At 58.8% G+C, this 21,962-nt stretch carries 24 protein-coding genes; 10 read left to right on the plus strand and 14 right to left on the minus strand.

The window, feature by feature from the left end; genetic code table 11:
• Positions 1 to 8 precede the first annotated feature (8 nt).
• The 11 genes from A7976_RS12880 to A7976_RS12930 form a co-directional block, all read right to left on the minus strand.
• Complete coding sequence (locus A7976_RS12880) at positions 9 to 1,190, minus strand: glycosyltransferase family 2 protein (RefSeq protein ID WP_067112602.1); 1,182 nt, start codon at positions 1,188 to 1,190, stop codon at positions 9 to 11.
• Entirely contained in the window at positions 1,174 to 2,436 is a 1,263-nt protein-coding gene (locus A7976_RS12885; protein WP_067112604.1) for a glycosyltransferase family 4 protein, read from the minus strand. Before A7976_RS12885 ends, A7976_RS12880 begins: the two co-directional genes overlap by 17 nt.
• The gene (locus A7976_RS12890; protein ID WP_067112607.1) at positions 2,429 to 2,995 is read right to left on the minus strand and encodes a serine O-acetyltransferase; all 567 of its coding nucleotides are present in this window, start codon (positions 2,993 to 2,995) and stop codon (positions 2,429 to 2,431) included. Before A7976_RS12890 ends, A7976_RS12885 begins: the two co-directional genes overlap by 8 nt.
• Positions 2,979 to 4,427: an O-antigen ligase gene (locus A7976_RS12895; RefSeq protein ID WP_067112610.1), complete on the minus strand. Its 1,449-nt coding sequence runs from the start codon at positions 4,425 to 4,427 to the stop codon at positions 2,979 to 2,981. The genes A7976_RS12890 and A7976_RS12895 overlap by 17 nt, the downstream gene beginning before the upstream one ends.
• A gap of 25 nt (positions 4,428 to 4,452) precedes the next feature.
• On the minus strand, positions 4,453 to 5,532 hold the full coding sequence (locus A7976_RS12900) for a glycosyltransferase family 2 protein (RefSeq protein WP_067112614.1): 1,080 nt from the start codon (positions 5,530 to 5,532) through the stop codon (positions 4,453 to 4,455).
• A gap of 11 nt (positions 5,533 to 5,543) precedes the next feature.
• The gene (locus A7976_RS12905) at positions 5,544 to 6,530 is read right to left on the minus strand and encodes a polysaccharide pyruvyl transferase family protein (protein ID WP_205633525.1); all 987 of its coding nucleotides are present in this window, start codon (positions 6,528 to 6,530) and stop codon (positions 5,544 to 5,546) included.
• Between the two features lie 4 nt (positions 6,531 to 6,534).
• On the minus strand, positions 6,535 to 7,833 hold the full coding sequence (locus A7976_RS12910) for a lipopolysaccharide biosynthesis protein (protein ID WP_067112617.1): 1,299 nt from the start codon (positions 7,831 to 7,833) through the stop codon (positions 6,535 to 6,537).
• 65 nt (positions 7,834 to 7,898) lie between these two features.
• Positions 7,899 to 8,774, minus strand: coding sequence for a chain length determinant protein tyrosine kinase EpsG (gene epsG / locus A7976_RS12915; protein ID WP_067112620.1), 876 nt, complete (start codon positions 8,772 to 8,774; stop codon positions 7,899 to 7,901).
• Positions 8,775 to 8,783: 9 nt separating this feature from the next.
• Entirely contained in the window at positions 8,784 to 10,190 is a 1,407-nt protein-coding gene (epsF, locus tag A7976_RS12920; protein WP_067112622.1) for a chain length determinant protein EpsF, read from the minus strand.
• A gap of 10 nt (positions 10,191 to 10,200) precedes the next feature.
• Positions 10,201 to 11,268, minus strand: a complete 1,068-nt coding sequence (locus A7976_RS12925) for a polysaccharide biosynthesis/export family protein (RefSeq protein WP_067112625.1) — start codon at positions 11,266 to 11,268, stop codon at positions 10,201 to 10,203.
• Between the two features lie 50 nt (positions 11,269 to 11,318).
• Positions 11,319 to 11,834, minus strand: a complete 516-nt coding sequence (locus tag A7976_RS12930; RefSeq protein ID WP_240483883.1) for a cyclic nucleotide-binding domain-containing protein — start codon at positions 11,832 to 11,834, stop codon at positions 11,319 to 11,321.
• Between the two features lie 642 nt (positions 11,835 to 12,476).
• On the opposite strand from A7976_RS12930, the gene epsA reads away from it, so the two are divergent.
• The 3 genes from epsA to A7976_RS12945 all read left to right on the plus strand — a co-directional run bounded on the left by epsA (position 12,477) and on the right by A7976_RS12945 (position 15,218).
• Positions 12,477 to 13,271: an XrtB/PEP-CTERM-associated transcriptional regulator EpsA gene (gene epsA / locus A7976_RS12935; protein WP_067112628.1), complete on the plus strand. Its 795-nt coding sequence runs from the start codon at positions 12,477 to 12,479 to the stop codon at positions 13,269 to 13,271.
• Positions 13,258 to 14,673, plus strand: coding sequence for an undecaprenyl-phosphate glucose phosphotransferase (locus A7976_RS12940; protein ID WP_067112631.1), 1,416 nt, complete (start codon positions 13,258 to 13,260; stop codon positions 14,671 to 14,673). The genes epsA and A7976_RS12940 overlap by 14 nt, the downstream gene beginning before the upstream one ends.
• 152 nt (positions 14,674 to 14,825) lie before the next feature.
• Entirely contained in the window at positions 14,826 to 15,218 is a 393-nt protein-coding gene (locus A7976_RS12945) for a VanZ family protein (RefSeq protein ID WP_067112634.1), read from the plus strand.
• Positions 15,219 to 15,266: 48 nt separating this feature from the next.
• On the opposite strand, the gene A7976_RS12950 is transcribed toward A7976_RS12945, so the two are convergent.
• The 3 genes from A7976_RS12950 to A7976_RS12960 form a co-directional block, all read right to left on the minus strand.
• The gene (locus tag A7976_RS12950) at positions 15,267 to 15,611 is read right to left on the minus strand and encodes a hypothetical protein (protein WP_067112636.1); all 345 of its coding nucleotides are present in this window, start codon (positions 15,609 to 15,611) and stop codon (positions 15,267 to 15,269) included.
• A 221-nt stretch (positions 15,612 to 15,832) separates the two neighbouring features.
• Positions 15,833 to 16,561, minus strand: coding sequence for a cytochrome c biogenesis CcdA family protein (locus tag A7976_RS12955; RefSeq protein WP_067112640.1), 729 nt, complete (start codon positions 16,559 to 16,561; stop codon positions 15,833 to 15,835).
• A 7-nt stretch (positions 16,562 to 16,568) separates the two neighbouring features.
• Complete coding sequence (locus A7976_RS12960; RefSeq protein WP_067112643.1) at positions 16,569 to 16,943, minus strand: thioredoxin family protein; 375 nt, start codon at positions 16,941 to 16,943, stop codon at positions 16,569 to 16,571.
• A 337-nt stretch (positions 16,944 to 17,280) separates the two neighbouring features.
• Between A7976_RS12960 and A7976_RS12965 the strand changes: the two genes are divergently transcribed.
• The 7 genes from A7976_RS12965 (at position 17,281) to A7976_RS15370 (ending at position 21,813) form a co-directional block, all read left to right on the plus strand.
• Positions 17,281 to 18,222, plus strand: coding sequence for a rhodanese-related sulfurtransferase (locus tag A7976_RS12965; protein ID WP_067112646.1), 942 nt, complete (start codon positions 17,281 to 17,283; stop codon positions 18,220 to 18,222).
• 11 nt (positions 18,223 to 18,233) lie between these two features.
• On the plus strand, positions 18,234 to 18,887 hold the full coding sequence (locus A7976_RS12970) for a glutathione S-transferase (RefSeq protein ID WP_067112651.1): 654 nt from the start codon (positions 18,234 to 18,236) through the stop codon (positions 18,885 to 18,887).
• Positions 18,888 to 18,971: 84 nt separating this feature from the next.
• Positions 18,972 to 19,640, plus strand: a complete 669-nt coding sequence (locus tag A7976_RS12975) for an OmpA family protein (protein ID WP_067112654.1) — start codon at positions 18,972 to 18,974, stop codon at positions 19,638 to 19,640.
• 415 nt (positions 19,641 to 20,055) lie between these two features.
• Positions 20,056 to 20,751: a DUF5677 domain-containing protein gene (locus tag A7976_RS12980; RefSeq protein WP_205633526.1), complete on the plus strand. Its 696-nt coding sequence runs from the start codon at positions 20,056 to 20,058 to the stop codon at positions 20,749 to 20,751.
• A 57-nt stretch (positions 20,752 to 20,808) separates the two neighbouring features.
• Positions 20,809 to 21,237 (plus strand): hypothetical protein, encoded by a 429-nt coding sequence (locus A7976_RS12985; RefSeq protein ID WP_067112660.1) that lies wholly within the window; start codon positions 20,809 to 20,811, stop codon positions 21,235 to 21,237.
• 57 nt (positions 21,238 to 21,294) lie between these two features.
• The gene (locus tag A7976_RS12990) at positions 21,295 to 21,558 is read left to right on the plus strand and encodes a hypothetical protein (RefSeq protein ID WP_067112663.1); all 264 of its coding nucleotides are present in this window, start codon (positions 21,295 to 21,297) and stop codon (positions 21,556 to 21,558) included.
• Between the two features lie 81 nt (positions 21,559 to 21,639).
• Positions 21,640 to 21,813 carry a VOC family protein gene (locus A7976_RS15370; RefSeq protein WP_240483884.1) on the plus strand — a complete coding sequence of 58 codons (174 nt, stop codon included), beginning with the start codon at positions 21,640 to 21,642 and terminating at the stop codon, positions 21,811 to 21,813.
• Positions 21,814 to 21,962: the final 149 nt, after the last annotated feature.

Below are 21,962 nucleotides of genomic sequence, written 5' to 3' on the forward strand. Positions count from 1 at the left end.
ATGTCCCCTCAGTCGCGGCGCGACCGCACCCACTCCGCCTGGCGACGCACCAGGAATTTGAGATACAAGGGGATCTTGCCGAGCGCGTAAAACGGCGCGTACGCCAGGCTAGGCAAGGAAATGATCTTGCGGCCGACACGCAGCCAGGCAAGCAGCACCGCGCCGACGACCAACCCCATATCCAGCAGGGCCAGCGCCCAGGGCCAGATGTTGCCCGTCACCAGCCACGCGATTGCGCCGAGACCGCACAGTGCGACCACCAGCAGGGTCAGCAAGGCCAGCGGCGGCACGCAGAGATCGAGCGCCAGTGCCAGCAACCCGCCGTTGCGGGTGTGCAGGGCTTGTTTCAGGCGCGGCATGCCTTCCTGCACCAGCATGCCGAGCGAGCCGTGTTCCCAACGCGTGCGCTGCGATTGCACGCCTTCGACATGAGTGGGAAACACGCTGGTCACGCGTGCGCCGGGGCAGAAATGCGGGGCATAGCCTTTGGCGGCGAAGTCGAGGCCGAGCTTGAGGTCTTCGACGATGTGCCCGCTGGCGAGATCAGCATAGCGGATATGTAGCCACGGAAAAGCCATGCCGGTGCCCATCAGCTGGCATGGCAGGCCGAGATGGTGGTAGCCCAGCGGCCGCGCCCAGTTCTTGACCGCCCAGGCGAACTCGGCGACCTTGGTCTTGAGGCTGGCGCCCTCCGGCGAATGCATCAGGTAGAGCGCCTGCACCGGGCGCCTCACGGCCAGCGCATGCCGCGCCAGCATATCAAGCGCGTAGCCGTGCACCAGGCAATCGGCGTCGATCACGATCACCACTTCCGGCGGCTGGGCTTCCAGATGACGCACGCCGAAATCGAGCGCATAACCCTTGCCACGCCGATCTTCATCATTTCGAACAATCACCTCCGCGCCGTTGGCGAGCGCGATCTCGGCGGTATCGTCGGTGCAATTGTCAGCCACGACCAGCAGGCGGTCGCCAGGCTGCAATTGCATGCGGATCGCATTGAGTGGGCGCGCGATACCGGACGACTCGTTGTGCGCGGGCATCAGCACGGCAATATGGGGCCGCGCGCCGAATAGTATGCTCTTGCGCTTGAAGATGGGCAGCGACAGCACGACTTGCGCGGCGAACACGAAGGCCGGGACGAACAGCACCAGGCCGACCGCGATAAACAGGATTTCAGGCAGCAGCATCATACGAACTCTTCTTTTCTTGCAGGACTTGCGCGGAGACGGGCGCCGCAGCGGCAACGAACAACCGCGCCAGCTTGCCGGCCTCGGTGTCTATGGAATGCCGTTCCAGCGCCTGGAAGTGAGCGGCTTCGCCCATCGTCTCCACCGCCGCGAGCGGCAAGGCAAGGAAAGCCTGCATCGCAGCGGCGAGCGCATCCACGTCGCCCGCCGGGAACAGCCAGCCGTGCTTGCCGGATTCGATCAGTTCGGGAATGCCCGCGACATAGGTCGTGAGCACCGGCCGGCGCAGCGCCATCGCCTCCATGACCACCACCGGCAGCCCTTCGGCGAAGCTCGGCAGCACCAGCGCGCGCGCCGCGAGAATTTCGTCGCGCACCTGTTCGCTGCTGATCCAGCCGGTGATGCGCACTTGCTTTTGCAGTTTGCGCTGTGCAATAAGGGCTTCGATCTCGGAGCGCATTTCGCCGTCGCCGGCCAGCACCACTTCGATCTCAATGCCCTTGCGCACCAGTTGGGCGACCGCTTCCACCAGCAGCAGCTGGCCTTTCTGCTCGCACAGACGGCCGACGCACACTAGGCGCGGCGCCGAAGGCACGGGCACGGCCGCGACCTTGTGGAAAGCCGGCTCCAGCCCGCAATGCACGACCTTGATCTTGTCCCAGTCAGCGTAATCCACCCAGCGGCAAAGCTGGCTGCGGCCGTAGGAACTGATCGCCACCACAAAGGCGGCGCGCCTTACCTTCTCGCGCAGCTTGAGGAACTCCGGTTTGTCGAACTCCTCCGGGCCGTGCACGGTAAAGCTATACGGCGGACCGCCAAGGATATGCGCCAGCATCACCACCTCGGCGGAATTGGTGCCGAAGTGCGCGTGTATATGCTGCGCGCCGGACGCCTCCAGCCACGGCAGGATGCGGCAGGCTTCGGCGAGATAAATAAGATGGAACGGAATCGGCCGGTCGGCACGCAACCCTAAGCGCAACGTCGTCCACAACGCCGCCGCAAAGCGCAGCGGATGGGCGGCCATGACGCGCAGCGCGGCGACCAGCAATCCGCTCATGCCTTCTTCCAGCACATATTTTGTCTGGCCGCGCTCGCGCAAATCTTCGACATCCACCAGATTGCCGTCCCAACCGCGCAACGCGATGCGCTCGACGGCGTAGCCTTGCCGTTCCAGCGCAAGGATTTCGCGCCGGATGAAACTATGGCTCACCTTGGGATATTGATTGATGAAATAGGCAATATTATTCATCTGAGATTCCTATCGATGCCTCGAAGGCCGGGACGGGCACGCTGTGCAATGCGGGGCGGATAATGCGCGCCGGCGCGCCGACCGCGGTGCAGCCGTCCGGCACGTCGGTGAGCACCACCGACATCGCGCCTATCCTGCAGTCGTTGCCGATGCGGATGCCGCCGAGCACTTGCGCGTAAGCGCCGAATTCGACGTTGTTGCCGATGACAGGTACCGGGCCGCCTTCGATGCGGTTGCCGATGGTGACGCCCTGCCGCAGCGTGCAATTGGCGCCGATGCGCGCATCGGAATGAATGAAAATGCCGCCGAAATGCCAGATGCGCAGCCCGGGGCCGATGATGGCGGTTTTCGGCAGGCTGGTTGCGAGCAGCGTTTCAACGATGCGGAACAGCAGCCAGTAGAGGACCGTCGACAGCTTTTTGCGCAGGCCCTCGGGCAGCCGGTCCACGCGCCGCCCGAAGCGGTACACCCACACCACCCACAGCGATTGTTCTTTCAGAAATGGCCGGGGCGCGGGGTAACGGCGCAGGTCGGCCTGCCAATCAGTATCGTGGCTCATGACGTCGGTTGCTCTTGAGGAAATTGTGATCCGGCTCGTGCACGCTCCAGCCCTGCTCGTATTGCCGGGTGAGCGCCTGCGCGGCGCGTGAACGCATGGCCATCGCGCAGGCCGCGCCGATGAAGAACCAGTAGTACCAGTTGAATGCCAGGTAATCGAGCATGTTGTCCGAGAAGGCGAAGAACAGGTATTCGATCAGTAGCGTGATGACGATGATGGTGCTGAGCCGGTTTTCCTTGATGCCCAATTTCAGCGTGAAGAACAGGCGCACGTACATCCACGCCGAGGCCAGCACGCCGACCACGCCAGTCTCGAAAAACCATTGCACGTAGGTACTATGCGCGCCCCAATGCGTGCCGCCGGCCAGCGGGAAGAAGATCGGCGAATAATGCTTGAACGAGTTGAGACCGTAGCCGAACACCGATTTCGAGATCGCCATCCAGTCCATGGCCGTTTTCCACAGCAGTTGACGCCAGGCGAAGGAATTCAGTTCGGAATAACGCCCGACCTCGTTGCCCTGCCCCAGATCGAGCAGCCGGTCGCGCACGCTGGGCACCAGCAGCGCCAGCAACGGCGCCAGCACCAGGTAGAGCAGATAACGCTGCTGGAAAAACACACCATATACCGCAAAGATCACGAACATCGCCGCCCACGCGCTACGCGTCTGGGTCAGCAGCAGCAGGCCCAGCATCAGCGCCATCCAGAACCACAGCGCCGCGCATTTGTAGAAAGGAGCGTCGACAAAGCTTGTTTTCAGCCGGTAGAAGATCAGCGACACGTTGATCACCAGGTAAAACGCCAGGATATTGGGATGGCTGAACGTGCCGCGCAGCCGGAAGGTATCGGAAAAAATGGAGCCGCCGCTGTAAGTAGCCACCACGAACAGCGCGTAAATCACCGGGATCAGCGAGGACAGCAGGATGATGGTGATGGCGAACTCGAAATCCTCCTTGCTGCGCACCACGTAGAACGCGATGACGAACACCGCCATATAGGACACCAGCGCCAGGAACACGCGTATCGCATCCTTGAACTCGGGTGAATAGAACATCGCGGCAAACGCCACCGCCAGCACCGGCCCCCAGATCGACATCGCGCGCTTCGACAGGCCGGAAGGCCGCTCGAAGATGAACATCAGCGCCAGCAGAATTACCAGCGCATTGATGAGGCCACCGACGCCCATGCCGCCGCCGAAGCGGGTAGTTTCCAGCACCAGATCGCCCGAGGCGCGGAACAGCAGGATCAGGAAAAACAGCTTGCGCTTGTCCAGCACCAGCAGCATGCCGAGCGCCAGCACAAAAGGCAGCGCCGTGATCAGCGCCAGCTTGCCGTCCACCACATCGACGAAGCCGACGGCGCCCAGCCCGGCCAAGAGGCCGGTCATCACGACCGCCAATCCGGCGAGCAGGGCTTTTGCGTTCATCGAATTCATCGTCGCTTCCCGATGGCGCAGCCTCTCAAGCCACCAGCCCTGAAGGCGTCAATGTCAGGATGGGCTGCTTTTTCACGTCCTGGATCATCCACGAACGTACCGTGCGCCACTCGACATGGCGTACGCCGTGCCGTGCCGCATGGGTGGCGTAGCGCGCGGCCATCACCGGCTTGAGACGGTTGGAAATCGCCTTGCGGTAGGAGAGCTCATGCTGCAATTCCAGCGACTCCGGCATGATCTTGGTCATGAAACGGCGCATCTGCTCGTACTCTTCACTGAAATCGGTGCGGCCGTGGAAATTGATCAGGTTGACGCCGTGGTTGCAGAACGGCGCCGGGTCGAAACCCTTGGTGTTGTTGATGATAGCGAGCGACTCGGTCAGGTAGCGTGAAATGCGCAGCGCCAGGTCAGTCTGGTCTACATATTTCGTAGCGCCGACGTTGGCGCCGTGCCAGCGGTACTTGATCAGGCTCTGGTTGATGTTCATGCAGCGGCTGACCAGCGCCAGCTGGCCGAACAGGAAATAATCCTCCGCCAGCCCCGGCACATCCATGCGACGATCGGCCGGCATCGCGCCGATAAAGTCCACGCCGTACTTGGCATCCATGCAGCGCAGCGCATCCAGCCGCATCGCCACCGTGGGGTGGGCCACCGGGGTGCGGAAAGGCGTCGCGGTCAGCACGCCGTGGATGCCGGTGGGCATGTCGAGCAGGCCGATCTTGCGGCCCGAGGCGTCGATCACGTCGCCCAGCGACCCCACCAGCACCAGCTCCGGATCCGCGCCCATCGCCGCGGCCAGTACCTCCATGCGCCCCGGCAGCGAGACGTCGTCGGCATCCTGGCGCAGCACGTATTTGCAATCGCACATGTCCAGCCCCATGTTGAGCAAGCCGGCCAGGCCGTTGGCATGGGGCAGCGAGCGCACGACGATGCGCTGGTCCAGCTCGGCATAGGCTTGCGCCATTTCCAGGCTGCCGTCGGTGGAGCCGTGATCGAGCACGAACACGCGCCAGTCGCGGAAGGTTTGCAGGCAGATGCTGTCCAGCGCTTCCGCCAGGTAGTCGACCCCGTTCTTGACGGGGAGCAGCACATCGAAAGTAGCCATGATTGTTCTCCTTATCCTTTCCGCAGGGCGACCAGTTCGCTGTTGGCCGTCCAGGCACTGACATAACTCGAATTCTTGCCGTAGCTGTTATCCAGCACGGTGCTGGATTTGTTCATGAGACAGGCCAGGATGTGGCCGTGCAGGCGGTCGGTGGCAATGTGGTTGTGCAGCGAGAACAACTTCACCGCATCGTCGATCAGGCGGCCGGAGTATTTCGCCCAGCGGCGGCTCAGGAATTTGTTGGAGTTCCAGCCGATGCCGAGGCGATAGGTGCTGCGCATCGCGCGGCGGAAGAAATCGATGTTGCGCTCGCGCTCGCCTACCACCACCGGCCAATCGGTCATCGCGGCGTATTCGATATCGTCGCGGCTGTCGGAAGCGCGTTTTTCGTCGTCCATGCGGCTGATCAGCAGCGCGCCGGTCGTCGCCGTGTGTTTGGGCACAATCGGGTATAGCTGGTGCGCCATGTCCGGCAGCAGGTGCACGTGGTCGGTGAATTCCTGCGCGATTTCATACGAGGCGTAATCGCGCACGCACAGATGCACGTCCGGATGCTGGCGGAACAGCCGCGCGGAACGTCTGCGCGCTTCCATCGAGGCAAAATGAATGGTCTGCGGCAGCACCACGATCCGGTTATCCGTGCGAGTGCTTACTACCATCTCGCGCAGTGCCTGCATGCCGAATTCGGAATATAGATCGCCGAAATTTCCGCCGCCGTGGAAGAGGATCACATCGCCCTTCTCGATCCAGCCGGGGTTGTACGAAAACGCCGGCGCGCTGATGCGCGGCTTGAGGTGATACCGCTCGAAAAACGCCAGCGTGCCGTGCATGATCAACAGGTCGCCGATGTTGCCGTGCACCGGGTAATCGATGTAATGGAACGGCTTGCCGCCGACCAGGTCGGCAATCACCTGATGCTTGTCGGACAGCGCCGTCATCATCACGGTGTGGTTGAATTCGGGAGAAGAATCACTTTCCCGCACGGCATCACTACTCATTTTTTTATCCATAACTACGCCTCGTAAATAATCGCAATGCAGCCGTGCAATCCGCCATCGTCGGCAGTATTTCCGGCATGCGTTCCTTCAGCACGAAGGGGTAAAGCCCCAGGGTGACAGTGAGCCTGAGCACTGCGCCGAACAGCATCAGCATGCTCAAGTAGATGTGGATGTCCTGCCTGGGCAGGAAGGGCAACGCGATAAACACCGGCACCACCGAGATGAACTGCCGCACGAACACCAGCCCCGGCCGGCCGCCGGCGTTGAAACGCTGCGCCAGCGTCCAGCTCGCGCCGGTGATCACGCATTCGAACAGCAAAATCGCGAACGGGATCGTCATCGACGCAAAGGATTCGCCGTATACCCACCGGATCAGCCACGGCGACAGCGCCGCGCCCAGTGCCGCCAGCAGCAGCATCGGCATGAAAGTCACGCGGAAGGCGACCCGCACGTGGTGCGACAAGGCATTCACGTCCTTGCCCGCGAAGCGCGAATAGAGCGCCGTCGATACCGCCTCCTGCACCGCGCCGATCAGGCGAGAGGTGGTGAAGGCCAGTGCGTAGAAGCCGTATTCCACAATCGTGCCGATATTGAGCAGCGCGATCTTGTCGAAATTGACGAGAAACAGGCTCAACAGCACCGTGCCGTGATGACTGGCGCCGTAGCCCAGCATGCCTTTCCATGTGGCTGGCGGACTGTCGCTTTCGGCCATCTGCCACACCCGGTTGCGCTTCGCCCAGCCGAGGCCCAGCAGCATGAGCGCCGCCGCGACGATCAGCTGCGTGATGAGGATGGCGCGGAAATCCACCGTATCCATGAATGCCACCAGCCCCAGCAGCAGCACCAGGTTGCCGACCACCAGCAGGAAGCGCATCAGGTTGAAGAAATGCAGCCCGTCGTGCAGTTGGCTCAACGCGTAGAAATATCCCTGCCCCGCCGTCGCGGCGGTCAACAGCAAAATCAGCGGCAACTGCGCATGCAGCTGCGCCTCGCTGGTGATATTCATGCCCAGCCAGGCCAGCATTACCGACAGGCCGGCGACGAACACCAGCGAGAACACCATCCACTGGCCGTAGTTGAACGGCCGCCCGGCGCCCTTGTGGTAGATGAAACTGTTCGCCAGCCCGAACAGCGAGGCATTGCCGGCCAGCGTCGCAATCAGCAACGCGCCGGACAGCAGGCCCCGGCCCTCCGGGCCGAGGATACGGGCGGTGATGACCGAGGTGAAGAACCCGATCGCCGTCACGGCGACCGTGGTCATCAGAGTCCTGCTCGACGATTTCAACAGGGCGGCAAATGCCATACAAAATCTCTTCTTGTGTATAGCCGGAAGCAAGCGGCGCAGCGGCCGCCCGACCGGCAAGGGAGCTACAGAACGATGGCGGCCACCAGCTGCACATCGCTGACAACCAGTTGATCGCCGACGTTGGCGATATCGGACATGGGCGTTTCGTTAAGGCGGGATACCAGCAGCGCACCGCGGCAGCGCGCGGCAACCATTTGCGCATCCGCCGCGGCAATGGCCGGCGCGGTATCGACGATGACCACGTCGTAGATGTCCTGCACGATATTGATCAGCTCGGTGAAACTCTTGCGGTTGAGCAACTCCTGCGGGTTGGGCGGAATGGTCCCCGCGCCCAGCACGGAGAGGTTGGCAATGGCGTCAATCTCGCGAATCACCTCGATGCTCGCCCGGCCGATCAGCACGTCCGACAGTCCGCGCGCTTCCCTGAGATTGAACAGCGCATGCTGGGTCGGCCGCCGCAAGTTGGCGTCGATCAGCAAGGTATGCTCGCCCAACTGGGAAAACACGATGGCGAGATTGGCGGCGAGATTGCTGCACCCCTCGCCGGCATTGGCCGAGATCACCGACAGCGCCTTGTTGCCGTGATTGAACCAGCGCAGCTGCAACTGGCTGCGCAAGGCGCGCAGGGCTTCAACCTCCGGCGAAAATGGCTCGTAGGCGGCCACTAGTTCCTTGCTGAGCTCGCCCTTGTCCGGCGCGAGATAAGGGTAATCAAACTGGATCGCCAGCGCCTGCAGGATATCGGCTTCCGTCACAAGTCGGAGCTTGCGTGCCGCATCGCCGAAGCGCAGCCCTTCCTTCTTTTGCAGCTGCAGGATGCGTTCGGTTTCCTCCGCGCTGATCTTGCCCAGATCCTGCAGGATCCGGCCTATCATCGTGTCGCGGTAATTACCGGTCGAAATCGGCAATGCGTTGGGATTAAGCGGGCTGATATTCATGATTTGTCCTCAGGACGAAGGCAGGTATCTGCCGGTAGCAGGACCCGGCAGTAGACGCATGCCCGTCACGGTGGGTTTTTGTTGTTTCAAGGCAATCACCGGCACGCGCAGCAGGTTGGCGACATCGTTGCTGCTGCGCACGCGGCGATCCAGCAGTTCGATGACCAGCCCCAGACCGATGCCCAGCAGGGCGCCCAGCACCACAGAAAGCGCGATATTCAACCCGACCTTGGGAGATGAGGGCGAACCCGGCGGCAAAGCCGGGCTCAGCAGCGACACATCGCTGTGGTTGGCCTGGCCTTCCATGCTGGTTTCGGTGAAGCGCTGCGCGGTGGTGTCCATGGCCTTCTGCGCCATTTCCACGTCTTTCTTCAGCACCGACAGCTCGTCGCGCATGCGGTTGGTTTCCAGCACCTTGGTTTTCTGCATCGCCACCTGGGCGCGCAGGTCGGCCTCGCGCTGCTCGTGAATCTGCGCGGTGCCGCTGATGCTGTTGGATGTGCTCTGGATTTCCTTTTGCAATTGGCCCTGAATCTTGGCGAGCTCGGCCTTGGCCGCGATGTATTGCGGATGGTTGTCACCCAGCCGCTCGGACAGCTCGGCCAGCTTGGAAGCCGCCTTGCCGGCATCGATGCGCAGGCTCTGGATCACCGGGCTCTGCGCGACATCGGGCGAATCGCTGGCGTTGCTGCGCGCATTCGCCTGCCGGGAGCGGGCCTCGATCGCCATCGATTGCGCGGTCACCAGCTGCTGCGAGAGGTCGTTCAGGCGCGCGACCTCGACATCCAGCTTTTCATCCGCGCTGGTGATGCCTTTTTCCTGCTGGTATTGCGACAGCTTGTTCTGTGCGCGTTCCAGGTTGTCGCGCAAGCCCTTGGCCTGCTGGCTGAAATAATTCGCCGCATCCTGCGCCGGCTCCACCTTGAGCTTGGTGCTGAGATCCTTGTACGACTGCGCAAACGCATTAACGATATTGGCCGCCGTCTGCGCTTCCTTGTCACTGTAGGTGATGCTGAGCACGCTGCTGTCGCTGGAAGGGTCGACGTCGAGACGGCTCATCAGTCGGCCGGCGATCCAGTCGCGGATGTTGCCCCGGCCTTCGGTAGCGTCCGTGAACGCCTCGCGCATCGTTTCGTTCGCTGTCAGGTGCAGATCATCCACCACCTTGAGCGCCACGCTGCGGTTCTTGATGATGTCTATCTGCGTCTGCACGTAGCCCGGCAATTGCGCCGCCAGCAAAGGCGAACCGGTCACGGTATCGACGCCGGTGTAGCTCAGCACCAGTTGCGTGGTCGCCCGGTAGTATTTGGGCATCAGCAGGCTGACCACGGTCGCGGTCAGCACGGTGATGAGGAAAGTCGCGAGCACGATCTTGATTCGTGCCCGCAGCATCAGGAATACCGAGGTCAGGTTCATGATTTCACCCTTAGAAGAGGCTTTCCCGCACGTAGATCACATCATCCGGACGGACAAGATCGGTCATCTTGGGGCGGAGTTCCTCGCTGCCGCCGTTGGGCGTACGGCGCAACAGCTTGATGTTGCGCTCGGTGCCGCGCGCGGTCGGCCCGCCGCCTTGCGCCAGCGCCTGGATCACGGTCATGTTGCGCTCAATGCGGTAAGCACCCGGTTTCTGTGCTTCGCCGTAGATGTAGAACACCGGCGCGCGATGCACGTAGACTTCGTCGCCCGCGGCAATCACCACGTTATTCTCGGGCTTGGCGTTGAGATAGATCGCGGCGAGGTCGACTTCCTTGCGGAACGGCTGGCCGTCGCGCGTGCCGGAGACAATCGCGATATCCGAGGCGCCGGAAGAAAGGCCGCCAGCAAGTGTCAGCACATCGGTGAGATACATCTTGGAGTTTTCGATCGGGAATCGTCCGGGCTTGTTGACCAGCCCCAGCACCGAAACCTGATTGCCCGGCGTCACGTAGATCACGTCGCCGTTTTTGAGCGTCAGGTTCTGCTTGCCGGATTCATCGCTGAACAGCGTGGCGATATCGACTTCCTGCCGGATCTGCTTGCCGTCGCGGCTACCGGTCAGCACCGCCGTACCGCCGCCCGCCTCGGGAACGACGCCACCCGCGAGCGCCAGCATGTCTGACAAGCGCGTGCTGGAAACCTCAAGCGGGAATCGTCCGGGCTTGTTGACCAGCCCCAGCACTGCCACCTGGCTGCCGCGCACTTCGGTCAGCGCGATATTGACCTGCGGCTGCTTGACGAATTTGCCGTTCTTCAGCTTGTCGGCAATCAGCTTCTCGGCTGCCGCTGGCGACAAGCCGCCGACTTTCACCGTGCCGATCAGTGGAAAGGAAATGGTGCCGTCTTCGGCGACACGGGTTTCCAGGGTCAGGTCGGGGTTCTGGAAAACGGTGATGCGCAATGCATCGCCCGGCCCGAGCTGATATTCGCCAGGGGCTTTTTCCGCCGCCAGGGAAGCCGTCGCAAACGACAGCATCGCCAGCGTAGTTATCAGAGCAAATATTTTCTTGATCACGGTATCACCTCTTTACGATATGCCCCGCCTGACGGCGCGGGCTGGCCGGACTAGACAACAGCGGTCTGGACCGGGTTATAGGCCTCGCGAAGGCGGGCCGATAAAAGTTGAAGCAGGGTTAGCAACAGCTTGTTGCCCAGGCGCGGCGCCTGCATCAGTATCTGGTTGAGCGAGTCGCGCGACAACACGGCAAAGTCGGTGGGCGCCGTGGCGATGCAGGTAATGAAACGCGGTTCGCCGTCAATCATCGAGGTCTCTCCCACGGTGGAGCCCGGCAGCAGTTCGGCGATCTTCTCGTTGCCCAGGCCCGGGATATTCACTCGCACCTCGGCCGAACCGGTGAGTATCAGCACCATGAAATCGCCGCGGTCGCCCTCTTTCAGCAACGGGTAATGACGCGGCGCGGCATAACAGCGCAGGTAGTGGCAAAGTACCTTGATCTCGTCCATGCCGAAGTCGTCGAAAAGCCGTATCTGATGGATGATTTCGTAAATCTCATCCATATAGTTCTCGGCCGGACCCAGTTTATTCAGGTCGCCATATATCGTGCTTGCTGCATCGTTCATCCGAATTACGCCTGTATCCAGGTTGAATTTGAAAAGCTGACTGTAGGACATATCTCAAGCTCCAAAACGGCATCCGTTTCGTTTTCCGCCCAAGCGCCGCATACAGGTTGAAAACTACCGAAACAGGCACACATCCCTACCTCCGAAAGTTTGACTCATCGTAAAAATCCGACGTCTTTTCAACAATAGGCCGAAGGGACTAGGGGTTTATCGCCCCACTGCGGGAATAAATAGTCGATTGAATCGAAAGGATTTTTAAATCCTATGCGAGAGTACAGCGCCGGAAAATGGCCTGGATGGACTGCACGGCGACTCTGGCAGGACGGTTGTCTTCAAGCTGAGACAAACCAACTCCATAAAAATCATCAGGTTACAAACAGGCAGGGGCTTGCTGTCGTTTTTTGGAGACGAAGATTGAGTGCAAAGCTTCGCTTGGTATTAATTTTTTCTTTTATTTTCAATTGCTTGAGACGATGGCATGCGAATTGCCTAGTAGTCATCAGAGATTAAGTCGTTTTGGCTATCGACAGGGTGCGAAGACTGAAACCGTTGGTATTCGCGCAGCCGGACCGGAAAGTACCACCTACCTCGTCCATGCCCGGCCAGACCCTGCCATTTCAATCAACTTGCGAAGAAATAATTATGTCACTCCATACCAAACTGGATACCGGTGAAATGGTGCAATTTGTCGAACTGTTGCACGAATCACTCAAGGTACGTTCCCACTTCGAATTCCTGCTGTGGTCGCAAGGCAACCTGCAGCAATTTCTGCCGCACGACATCATGATCGCGGCCTGGGGCGACTTTTCCTTAGGCCTGGTGTATTTCGATATCGTGTCGGCGATCCCCGGAATTCGCACGGGACAGGTTCACAACACCAACCTCACGCCGTTGCTGAAGCGTTTGTTCAGCTCGTGGAATACACATTCCCGCGCCCCGTTCACCCTGACGATGAATCAGGGCATCTTCGAGGACAGGGAATTCGAGCATGACAAGCTGGACGGCAATTTCAAGCACATGCGTTCGGCGATGGTGCATGCCATCAAGGATGTGCGCGGCCGCCACGATTGCCTGTATGTGCTGATGAGCTCCTCCACAACGCTGCCTCCGACTTCCCGTTCCATGCTGGAAGCGCTGCTGCCGTATATCGACAGCTCGCTCAGGCAGCTCGACCACCTGCCCGAGCAGATGCCGCCGCAGCCGGTGGAAGAACCCGTCTTTGCAGACGAAGACCTGGGATCGCTGTCAACGCGCGAGTTGGAAATCATGGAGTGGGTGCGCAACGGCAAGACCAATTTCGAGATCGGCATGATTCTCGACATCAGCGCCTTTACGGTCAAAAACCATCTGCAGCGCATTTTCAGGAAGCTGGATGTCGTCAACCGCGCCCAGGCCGTCGCCAAACTCAGCAAACTGGAACTCAATGAATCGCTTTAGATCCGCGCCGCGCTTTCGCAAATCCTTCGGCATTGCGATTGCACGTGACAACATTCTTTACATCACCGAGGCCCTGCTCGACCCGTTGGTCGTCGTGTTCGCGGTGTGGATGGTCGCATCCATGTACGAAGGCGGTCTCAAACCGCCTTACCTGATCCTGTCCGTCATCCTGTTTTCGCTGACATTTCCCAGCAGTTCGAAAATCACCCTGACGCCAAGCGAGGTTGTCAGCAATACCTTCGTCAACTGGGTATTCATCTCCGGTCTGCTGGTCGCGTTCGGACTGGCGACGGGTTATCTCTCGTATTTTCCGGCCGCCGCCATCCTCGCCTGGCTATGGATGACGCCAGTCCTGATGCTGATGGCGATCTTCGCCTTGCGCATCGTCGCGCCGGTGCTGATCAAGCTGCAAGGGCCGACCAAGCGCACCATCATTGTCGGTATCAACGAACAGGGCCTGGCACTGGCCGAGCGGCTGGCGGAGAACAACTACATCGCCGCCGAATTGCTCGGCTTTTTCGAGGACCGCAGCGAAGAACGCATCCCGGTCAAGGACATGAAATACCCGACACTGGGAACCATCGACGACATCTCGGCCTATGTGAAGGAACATCGCGTCAACATCATCTATCTGTCGCTGCACATGGCCAGCCAGCCGCGCATCGTGCGGCTGCTGGACGAACTGAAGGACACGACCGCATCGATCTATTTCGTGCCGGATATCTTCCTTTCCGACCTGATCCAGGGGCGCATCGGGCAGATTGACGATATCCCGGTAGTGGCGGTGTGCGAAACGCCTTTCGTCGGCTTCAATGGTGTATTGAAGCGCCTGGCGGATATTGTGATCTCGTCTCTCATCCTGATCATGATCAGCCCCATCCTGCTGGCCATCGCCATCGGCGTCAAATTGGGCTCGCCCGGCCCCATCATCTTCAAGCAGCGCCGTTACGGCTTGTATGGCGAAGAAATCTACGTTTACAAGTTCCGCTCGATGACCGTATGCGAGGACGGCGACAAGGTCACGCAGGCCACCAAGGAAGACCAGCGCATCACGCCTTTTGGCGCTTTTCTGCGCAAGACTTCGCTCGATGAACTGCCGCAATTCATCAATGTGCTGCAAGGCCGCATGAGCATCGTCGGCCCGCGCCCGCATGCTGTGGCGCACAATGAGATGTACCGCAAGCTGATCACCGGCTACATGGTGCGGCACAAGGTCAAACCCGGCATCACCGGCTGGGCGCAGGTCAACGGCCTGCGCGGCGAAACCGAAACCCTGAACAAGATGAAAGCGCGGATCGACTACGATATCGACTACCTGCGCAACTGGAGCCTCAAGCTGGATATGTACATCATCCTCAAAACCGTACTCGTGGTATTCAAAGGGCAGGATGGTGCCTACTAGCCGGATCGCCTCTTGCCGTCGTAAACTTTGCTTCGCTCTCGACGATCTCGCCCTTCGCAACGCAGGCATCTCCGCCTATAACAAACCGAGCACTCGAGGCAACGCTGTTGCCTGAAGTGACGTCCCGCAACCTTTTGCATGGAGCCAGAATTTTGCTGAAAAAACCCCTTCCTCTTGAGACCTTGCGCCAGTTTTCCCTCGCATTCCTGCTCATCCTGCTCGCGATGATTTTCATCGGCGGAGAACAACCCGGCGCCGGTTCGCTCTTTCCCCCGCCGTGGGACAAAGTAGTGCATGTCATGGTGTATGGCAGCATCGGCGTACTGGTCGGCCTGACATTTCCCCGGCTTTCGCTAACCGCCGTGCTGCTGGTCGTGCTGGCCATAGGCGCCTGCGACGAATTGCACCAGGCCTTCCTGCCCGGCCGTCAGGCGGGCTTCGACGACCTCCTGGCCGATGTGATCGGCGCAGCGATTTTTCTGCCGGTATTGGTCATGTTCCGCAGAATCATTTTCGCATCCTATACTTACGTATCGAGACGTTAAAAACAAAAAAGGCCCGCAAGGGCCTTTTTGTTTGACTATTGTCCTGTTTCAGATATTGCGCCGACGATGCACGATGACGGCCATCAATCCCAGACTGGCCAGGACCATGCCGAATGAATTGGGCCCGTCATCCGCCGACACCATGAGTGAATATGGTCCGTGGAACGTCTCCCCCGCCGGCGTGGCAAGAGCAGCCCGCTTCCGCGCATGCTGATCTTCGAAATAATCGAAGAACGATTCCGTTGCCGTAGAGAAATAAGAAATAATCCCCTTCTCGGATTGCGTCGGCAACCCCGGCAATTCCGGCAGCAATGTCGCTGCGCCCAATGAAGTGTAAACCGCTATTCCAAGCGCTGCTGCCGCCACCGATGCCAACAGTTTCTTGCGAAGCATAATGGCACTCCTTTTCCATGATTGAATTCGATGGAACCATTAAAACTCGCAAGCACTTCATCATCCAATAGCCCATATGGGCTAATAACAAATAACAGCATCTCAAGCTATTGAATAGTTGATATTTTATTTTAATTAATTATTAATAACACAGATCACCTCCAGCACATCGAAAGGGCTCGCTCTTGACGCAATCGAAATCGGGAGTTGGGGATTTAAAGTCAGATTGAACTGGTCAGTTCCGTCAGCCAGTCCGGGGACAGGCTCAGAGCGTAGGTTTCAAACGTCTTGTCGGCACCGGTCAGAATGAGGATGCCCATCACCAGCAGGACAACGCCCAGCACGCTTTTGCCGGTCTTGCCCGCCATCAGCAGCTTGTCGCGGAACCGCATCATTGCCTGACGCGATAACATACCCAGCAACACCAGCGGTATGCCCGCTCCCAGCCCGAACAAGGCCATCATCAACGCTACATGCCCCAGATCCTGCCCCTGGCTGGCAAGGGTGATGGTGGCGCCCAGCGTCGGGCCTACGCAGGGTGTCCAGACCACTCCCAGCAACAGGCCCAATGCAAACTGCCCGCCCAGGCTTTCGCCGGAAACCCGGTTGATCAGCGATTGTCCGGGGCCGCCCAACCGCGATGCCGCCACCGCAAATTTCGCCTGCAACGCGGGTGACAGCAGCACGACCCCGAACCCGATCAACAGCACGGCTGCGATATTGCGGAATATTTCCTGATCCAGCCCGGCGGCAGCGCCGAGGCCGACAATAAAAACGCCCACCAGCGTGAACGACAGCGCCAGACCGGCCGCCAGCGCATGCGGCCCCAGACGATGCGTCATCAATGCCGATCCCACGAGGATGGGAACCAGCGGCAGCACGCAAGGCGACAGCGTGGAAAGCGTACCGGCCGCCAGACTCAGGCCATAGGTGCCGATTTCGGTAAACATGCCAATCTCAGATCGCGCGTTTCAGCAGATTTTCGATACCCGTGCGCGAGGTGTCGCCGAGAGTGCGCCCCACCTCCTTGCCGTTCTTGTACACAATCAGCGCGCTTTGCCTGGGGACACGCAAGCTTTTCACGATGTCCTTCTGTGTGTCGAAATCCACTTTAAGCAGCGTAATCGCACTATACGGAGGCTGTTTCAACAGCGCATCGATAATAGGCGCCTGCCGCTTGCAGGTCGGGCACCAGTCGGCATGCACCGCGACCAGCGTGGGCTTGCCTTCGCTTTGCAGCCTGTCGAACGCTTCCTGGGTGTAAGGTTCGGCTTGCGCCACAGTCGCGGCCAGCAGGGCTAATGCAGACAACAGGAGTTTGATGGTTTTCATGACGGATTCGCCTCCATAGGGGTTGTGACAATTGGTCGTCGTTGCGGTGTTTTCCTTACATCTAGAATGCATGCAGTTGGACCAGCATCGCTGACAGATGCTCCCGCGTCGGCACCCTCATTTATCGATTCCGCCATTCGCCATGCAAGGTCTCACCATGGCGGAGCGGCAATCGTAAATTCAGCCGAGAGCGGCCCCCAGACCCATCGCTGAGCCAGACGTTGTTTTCATGAGGCCGAATAAAGCCGACCCCCTAGGCAAGCTACGGATTTTTATGGGTTTTATAATTTCCAGGTTAATGCTACTCTGCCCGCCTTCAGCAATTTGGTCATGTACGATGTCGCGCTTTCTCACTGCCGCCCTTTATAAATTCGTTTCGCTGCCGGATTACGCCGATTTGCAGCAGCCGCTGCTCGATGTGTGCAACGCACACGGCATCAAGGGCACGCTGCTGCTGGCGCAGGAAGGCATCAACGGCACCATCGCCGGCCTGCCCGAAAACATCCATGCCGTGCTCGGCTATCTGCGTGACGACCCGCGCATGGCCGACCTCACGCACAAGGAATCCTGGGCCGCCGAAATGCCTTTCTACCGCATGAAGGTGCGCCTCAAGAAGGAAATCGTCAAACTGGGCGTGCCGGGCGTCGATCCCAACAAAATGGCCGGAAAATATGTAAAGCCGGAAGACTGGAACGCGCTGATCAGCGACCCGAACGTCGTCGTCATCGACACGCGCAACGACTACGAAGTCGGCATCGGCACCTTCAAGGGAGCGGTCAATCCGCATACCCAGACCTTCACCGAGTTGCCGAAGTGGGTGGAAGAGCACAAGGATCTGCTGGATAAACCCAGGATCGCGATGTTCTGCACCGGCGGCATCCGCTGCGAAAAATCCACCGCCTACATGCGCAGCCAAGGCTACGACGAGGTCTACCACCTTGAAGGCGGCATCCTCAAATACCTCGAAACCGTGCCCGAGGAACAAAGCCTGTGGGAAGGTGAATGCTTTGTGTTCGATGAGCGCGTATCAGTCAAACACGGCCTGGAACAAGGCGACTACGAACTCTGCCGCGCCTGCCGCCAGCCCATAGGCGAAGCCGAGAAAGCCTCGCCCTTGTACAAACACGGTGTCAGCTGCCCGCACTGCCATGGCACCAAAACCGAAGAACAGCTCAAGAGCGCCGCCGAGCGCCAACACCAGATCGATCTGGCAACGCAGCGTGGCGAAAAACACATCGGCGTGGCGTTCAACAAGGGCAAAAGGACGCACAAGGAATAACCGCCGCACGCATGATGCAGCACCCCATCCTCTATTCCTTCCGCCGCTGCCCCTATGCCATGCGCGCCCGCATGGCCCTGCTTGCGAGCGGCACGATATGCGAACTCCGCGAGATCATCCTGCGCGCCAAACCGCAGGAATTATTCGCCGCCTCGCCCAAAGGCACCGTCCCGGTGCTGGTACTGCCCGACGGCACGGTCATCGAAGAAAGCCTGGATATCATGCTATGGGCACTGGAGTGCAATGATCCGCAACACTGGCTGGCGCCGGAGCACGGCTCGCTAGACGACATGCTGCACCTCATCGCGCAATGCGACGGCGATTTCAAGCTGCACCTCGACCGCTACAAATACCCGAACCGTTACAATAACGTCGATCCGCTGGAACACCGCGCGGCCGGAGCCGATTACCTGCTCGCGCTGGAAAGCCGTCTCGCCCATCGGCCCTATCTTTTCGGCAGCCGCCCCGCGCTCGCCGATATCGCGACCTTTCCCTTCATCCGCCAATTCGCGCAGACCGACCAGGCATGGTTCGATGCACAACCCTGGCCGCAGCTGCTGCGCTGGCTCTCGACGCTGCTCGATTCCGCGCTTTTTTCCAGCGTCATGCACAAATTCGACCCGTGGGAACCGGCAAGTACCGGGCCCGTTTTCCCCGCGCAATAGCCCATACGACTCATTTAACCGGAACCCTTTCAGGCGACAATGTTCAAAACAGAGTTCCAACAACAGCTCAAAAAGGGGTATTAAATGCGTAACAAATCCATCGTCGCTACTACCATCGTCGCCCTCGCTCTCACCGGCTGCGCCAACATGACCGAAACCCAGAAAGACACCGCCAAAGGCGCCGGTATCGGTGCCGCAGGCGGAGCCGTGCTGGGCGGCATTGCAGGCAAAGGCAGAGGCGCGGCTATTGGCGCCGCTGTCGGCGCAGGCGTAGGCGCTCTCGCCGGCAATGTCTGGTCCAAGAAAATGCAGGCACAAAAAGAACAAATGGAGGAGGCCACTGAAGGCACCGGCGTCGAAGTCACCAAAACCGAAGACAACCGCCTGAAACTCGAAATCCCGAGCGATATTTCCTTCGATACCAACCGCGCCGACATCAAGCCGAATTTCCGCCCGATTCTCGACAAATTCGCCGCCGGCCTGGTCAGCAATCCGGCCGCCACCGTCCAGATCATCGGTCACACTGACAGCACCGGCAGCGACGCCATCAACAACCCCTTGTCCGTCAATCGCGCCGCCAGCGCCCGCGACTACCTCGTCACCCGCGGAGTCGCCTCCAGCCGCATCGCCATCGACGGCCGCGGCTCGCGCGAACCGATCGCCTCAAACGACACCGCCGCCAATCGCGCCAAAAACCGCCGCGTAGAAATCTTTGTGGCAGAACCGCAACCGGCAGCGCAACAGCAGCAGTAATTCTTAAGCGCAACGGAAACGCTCGCGCCGTCACCAACGCCTTCGGTGCCATCGTTATTTACGATGATATCGAAGGCGTTTTTCATTGGCCGCGAGAGGGCCGAGGTTTCGATCAAATGCCCAAACCCAACTGCAGTATGCATAACGCGATGTATTAATTAAATTATTAGGAATAAATCTTACATTCAGATACTGTAGTGCTTGGCACGCAGCCACCGCGCTCTTGATCCAACAGTTTGGGAGAAGGGGTGTTGAGAAGGGGAGTCAGAGCGGTGCATAATCCAGATATTCTTGAGAATAGTTATTGTTGAACAACAAGATATAAAAATAATGAATCTACTTATCCACCTTGTTTTTTCAAGTTATACACCTCTCGCGGTGTCTATTTCACGTTAGAGCTCTACCGTACGCAATCATGTCCACAGACTCGCCAAACCTTATCGATCTTGCGGAATCAATGAATGAGCAGAGTCAGAGACTCAAAGCCGCAAGCGCAATCGCTGCTACGGGGGCCACAGACATACGCGATGATCTTGTCCGCCAGCACATGCTTCACTCAGCCGAGCTAGTCAGAGGCGCCGCTGCTTTAGGTCGGGAACACAACGCAGCTTGCCTTGGAATCCTCGCCAGATCATTGTTAGAAACACTAATTTCAGAACTTTGGGTCGTCATCTCTACTGATAATGCAGAAGAGCAAAGAAAGGTGGAGATTGCAGAGCTCGCTCGCGTACTCAAGATAAATTTACAGTCGGACAAAGCCAAAATTTGGAATCGCCACAGCGGAGAAGATGCTACGGCTGAGTTTCTTGAAACTGATCGCATGAAGAGCATCCCAAAAAGAAAAAGTGTGTTCGACCAAGCCGCGGAAGCGGGAGTCACGGACCTATACAACATCTTCTACCGTTTCCTATCAATGGAGACCCACGGGCACAACAAAATGAAGCACCCGGAAGAAGACGATCCTCACATGCTTTCGACCATGCACATTCAAGGCATTGGTGCCGTCAACCGCGCCATAGGTCACGTGGGGGTCCGTTGGCTCTTACATAGAGAACGTACTGATAACGAGTCACTCAGGGATGTATTGGGTCTCAATGGCACACAGCCCTAACAATTCCCTCCGCCGCTTCGCGGCTCCGGTCGCCTCTCACGTCAAACGTTAACCACTATGAAATACGACGACGCATCTTGGCACTATGGCGGTGATTTCCCCAACGACCTCCCCGACGAAGCTGGCGCAACCCATAGCGGAATGTTTCTCGCATGGGCACTGCTATCTGATCTGGGTGGAGAGATGCAAACAGAGGAAATGCCAGAAAGCTTCGCTACGCTTGAAGAGCGTTCCCTCACTCCTGGAGCATTTTTCTTGAAGTTCTGCGACGGAAAACTCACCGACGAAGACCTCAACGATGAGGGAAACAAGTTTGCCGCCGCCTATTTCAATTTCGAGAATGGCAACTACCTGGCCGACTACGAAACCTTGCTTCTTGGCAGCCTGCCGAGCCTTTACCACGTACCAGACGCATGGAGTACATACGAGACTCTAAAGCCAGTACTCGATCAACGTCTCAAAGAGTGGCGAAGCAATGGTGGCTAATAATTCCGTCGAGAGGGGAGTGCTAAAGCACGCCCTTTATGTCGAACGTTAGATGCCATGGGCCTGGATACCGTTGAATTGGTTTTGGAAGCCGAACGAACATTTGGCGTCGCAGTGCCGGACGACCTTGCTCAGAAAACCGAGACAGTCGAGGAGTTTGCACATCTGCTGTATGAGTTGAAAGCCAAGACTTCAGCGCCAATGCCGTATGAAGATGTCCTCATCCAACTCCAACGAATAACTTCAGAGATGTTTCACCTCCCCATCGAGCGAGTTGTTCCAAAGGCCCGCTTTGTAAAAGACTTGGGGCTGGACCAATGATGTTAATCGCTTCGAGAGGGCATTTCGGCAAGCTGGCTCCGAGCCCCACAAGCTAAACATTAAGCTATAAAAGAACACGGCATGAAAATCGACAGCCTCGACCACTTGGTACTGACCGTCCCGGACATCGATGCATCGGTGTCTTTCTATTCGAAGGTACTGGGCATGCATACCGTCACTTTTGGCGAAGGGCGTAAGGCATTGTCTTTTGGCGTGCAAAAAAATCAACCTGCATCAGCACGGAAAAGAGTTTGAACCCAAGGCCAATCACCCCTCCCCAGGCTCGGCTGATTTATGCTTTCTCACTTCGGTTCCGCTGGCCGAGGTAATGGACCATCTTGCGCTATGTGCGCGTTCCAGTAATTGAGGGGCCTGTTCAACGGACCGGGGCCACAGGCCCAATT

Origin of the sequence: Methylobacillus sp. MM3, assembly GCF_001645185.1 — a bacterium.
Taxonomy (GTDB): Bacteria; Pseudomonadota; Gammaproteobacteria; order Burkholderiales; family Methylophilaceae; genus MM2.

Excerpts from the sequence above, each read along its gene's own strand:
- A7976_RS12880 (WP_067112602.1), bottom strand. The coding sequence starts at position 1,190 with ATGATGCTGCTGCCTGAAATCCTGTTTATCGCGGTCGGCCTGGTGCTG.
- A7976_RS12885 (WP_067112604.1), bottom strand. The coding sequence starts at position 2,436 with ATGAATAATATTGCCTATTTCATCAATCAATATCCCAAGGTGAGCCAT.
- A7976_RS12890 (WP_067112607.1), bottom strand. The coding sequence starts at position 2,995 with ATGAGCCACGATACTGATTGGCAGGCCGACCTGCGCCGTTACCCCGCG.
- A7976_RS12895 (WP_067112610.1), bottom strand. The coding sequence starts at position 4,427 with ATGAATTCGATGAACGCAAAAGCCCTGCTCGCCGGATTGGCGGTCGTG.
- A7976_RS12900 (WP_067112614.1), bottom strand. The coding sequence starts at position 5,532 with ATGGCTACTTTCGATGTGCTGCTCCCCGTCAAGAACGGGGTCGACTAC.
- A7976_RS12905 (WP_205633525.1), bottom strand. The coding sequence starts at position 6,530 with ATGAGTAGTGATGCCGTGCGGGAAAGTGATTCTTCTCCCGAATTCAAC.
- A7976_RS12910 (WP_067112617.1), bottom strand. The coding sequence starts at position 7,833 with ATGGCATTTGCCGCCCTGTTGAAATCGTCGAGCAGGACTCTGATGACC.
- epsG (WP_067112620.1), bottom strand. The coding sequence starts at position 8,774 with ATGAATATCAGCCCGCTTAATCCCAACGCATTGCCGATTTCGACCGGT.
- epsF (WP_067112622.1), bottom strand. The coding sequence starts at position 10,190 with ATGAACCTGACCTCGGTATTCCTGATGCTGCGGGCACGAATCAAGATC.
- A7976_RS12930 (WP_240483883.1), bottom strand. The coding sequence starts at position 11,834 with ATGAACGATGCAGCAAGCACGATATATGGCGACCTGAATAAACTGGGT.
- epsA (WP_067112628.1), top strand. The coding sequence starts at position 12,477 with ATGTCACTCCATACCAAACTGGATACCGGTGAAATGGTGCAATTTGTC.
- A7976_RS12940 (WP_067112631.1), top strand. The coding sequence starts at position 13,258 with ATGAATCGCTTTAGATCCGCGCCGCGCTTTCGCAAATCCTTCGGCATT.
- A7976_RS12950 (WP_067112636.1), bottom strand. The coding sequence starts at position 15,611 with ATGCTTCGCAAGAAACTGTTGGCATCGGTGGCGGCAGCAGCGCTTGGA.
- A7976_RS12955 (WP_067112640.1), bottom strand. The coding sequence starts at position 16,561 with ATGTTTACCGAAATCGGCACCTATGGCCTGAGTCTGGCGGCCGGTACG.
- A7976_RS12960 (WP_067112643.1), bottom strand. The coding sequence starts at position 16,943 with ATGAAAACCATCAAACTCCTGTTGTCTGCATTAGCCCTGCTGGCCGCG.
- A7976_RS12965 (WP_067112646.1), top strand. The coding sequence starts at position 17,281 with ATGTCGCGCTTTCTCACTGCCGCCCTTTATAAATTCGTTTCGCTGCCG.
- A7976_RS12970 (WP_067112651.1), top strand. The coding sequence starts at position 18,234 with ATGATGCAGCACCCCATCCTCTATTCCTTCCGCCGCTGCCCCTATGCC.
- A7976_RS12975 (WP_067112654.1), top strand. The coding sequence starts at position 18,972 with ATGCGTAACAAATCCATCGTCGCTACTACCATCGTCGCCCTCGCTCTC.
- A7976_RS12980 (WP_205633526.1), top strand. The coding sequence starts at position 20,056 with ATGTCCACAGACTCGCCAAACCTTATCGATCTTGCGGAATCAATGAAT.
- A7976_RS12985 (WP_067112660.1), top strand. The coding sequence starts at position 20,809 with ATGAAATACGACGACGCATCTTGGCACTATGGCGGTGATTTCCCCAAC.
- A7976_RS12990 (WP_067112663.1), top strand. The coding sequence starts at position 21,295 with ATGGGCCTGGATACCGTTGAATTGGTTTTGGAAGCCGAACGAACATTT.
- A7976_RS15370 (WP_240483884.1), top strand. The coding sequence starts at position 21,640 with ATGAAAATCGACAGCCTCGACCACTTGGTACTGACCGTCCCGGACATC.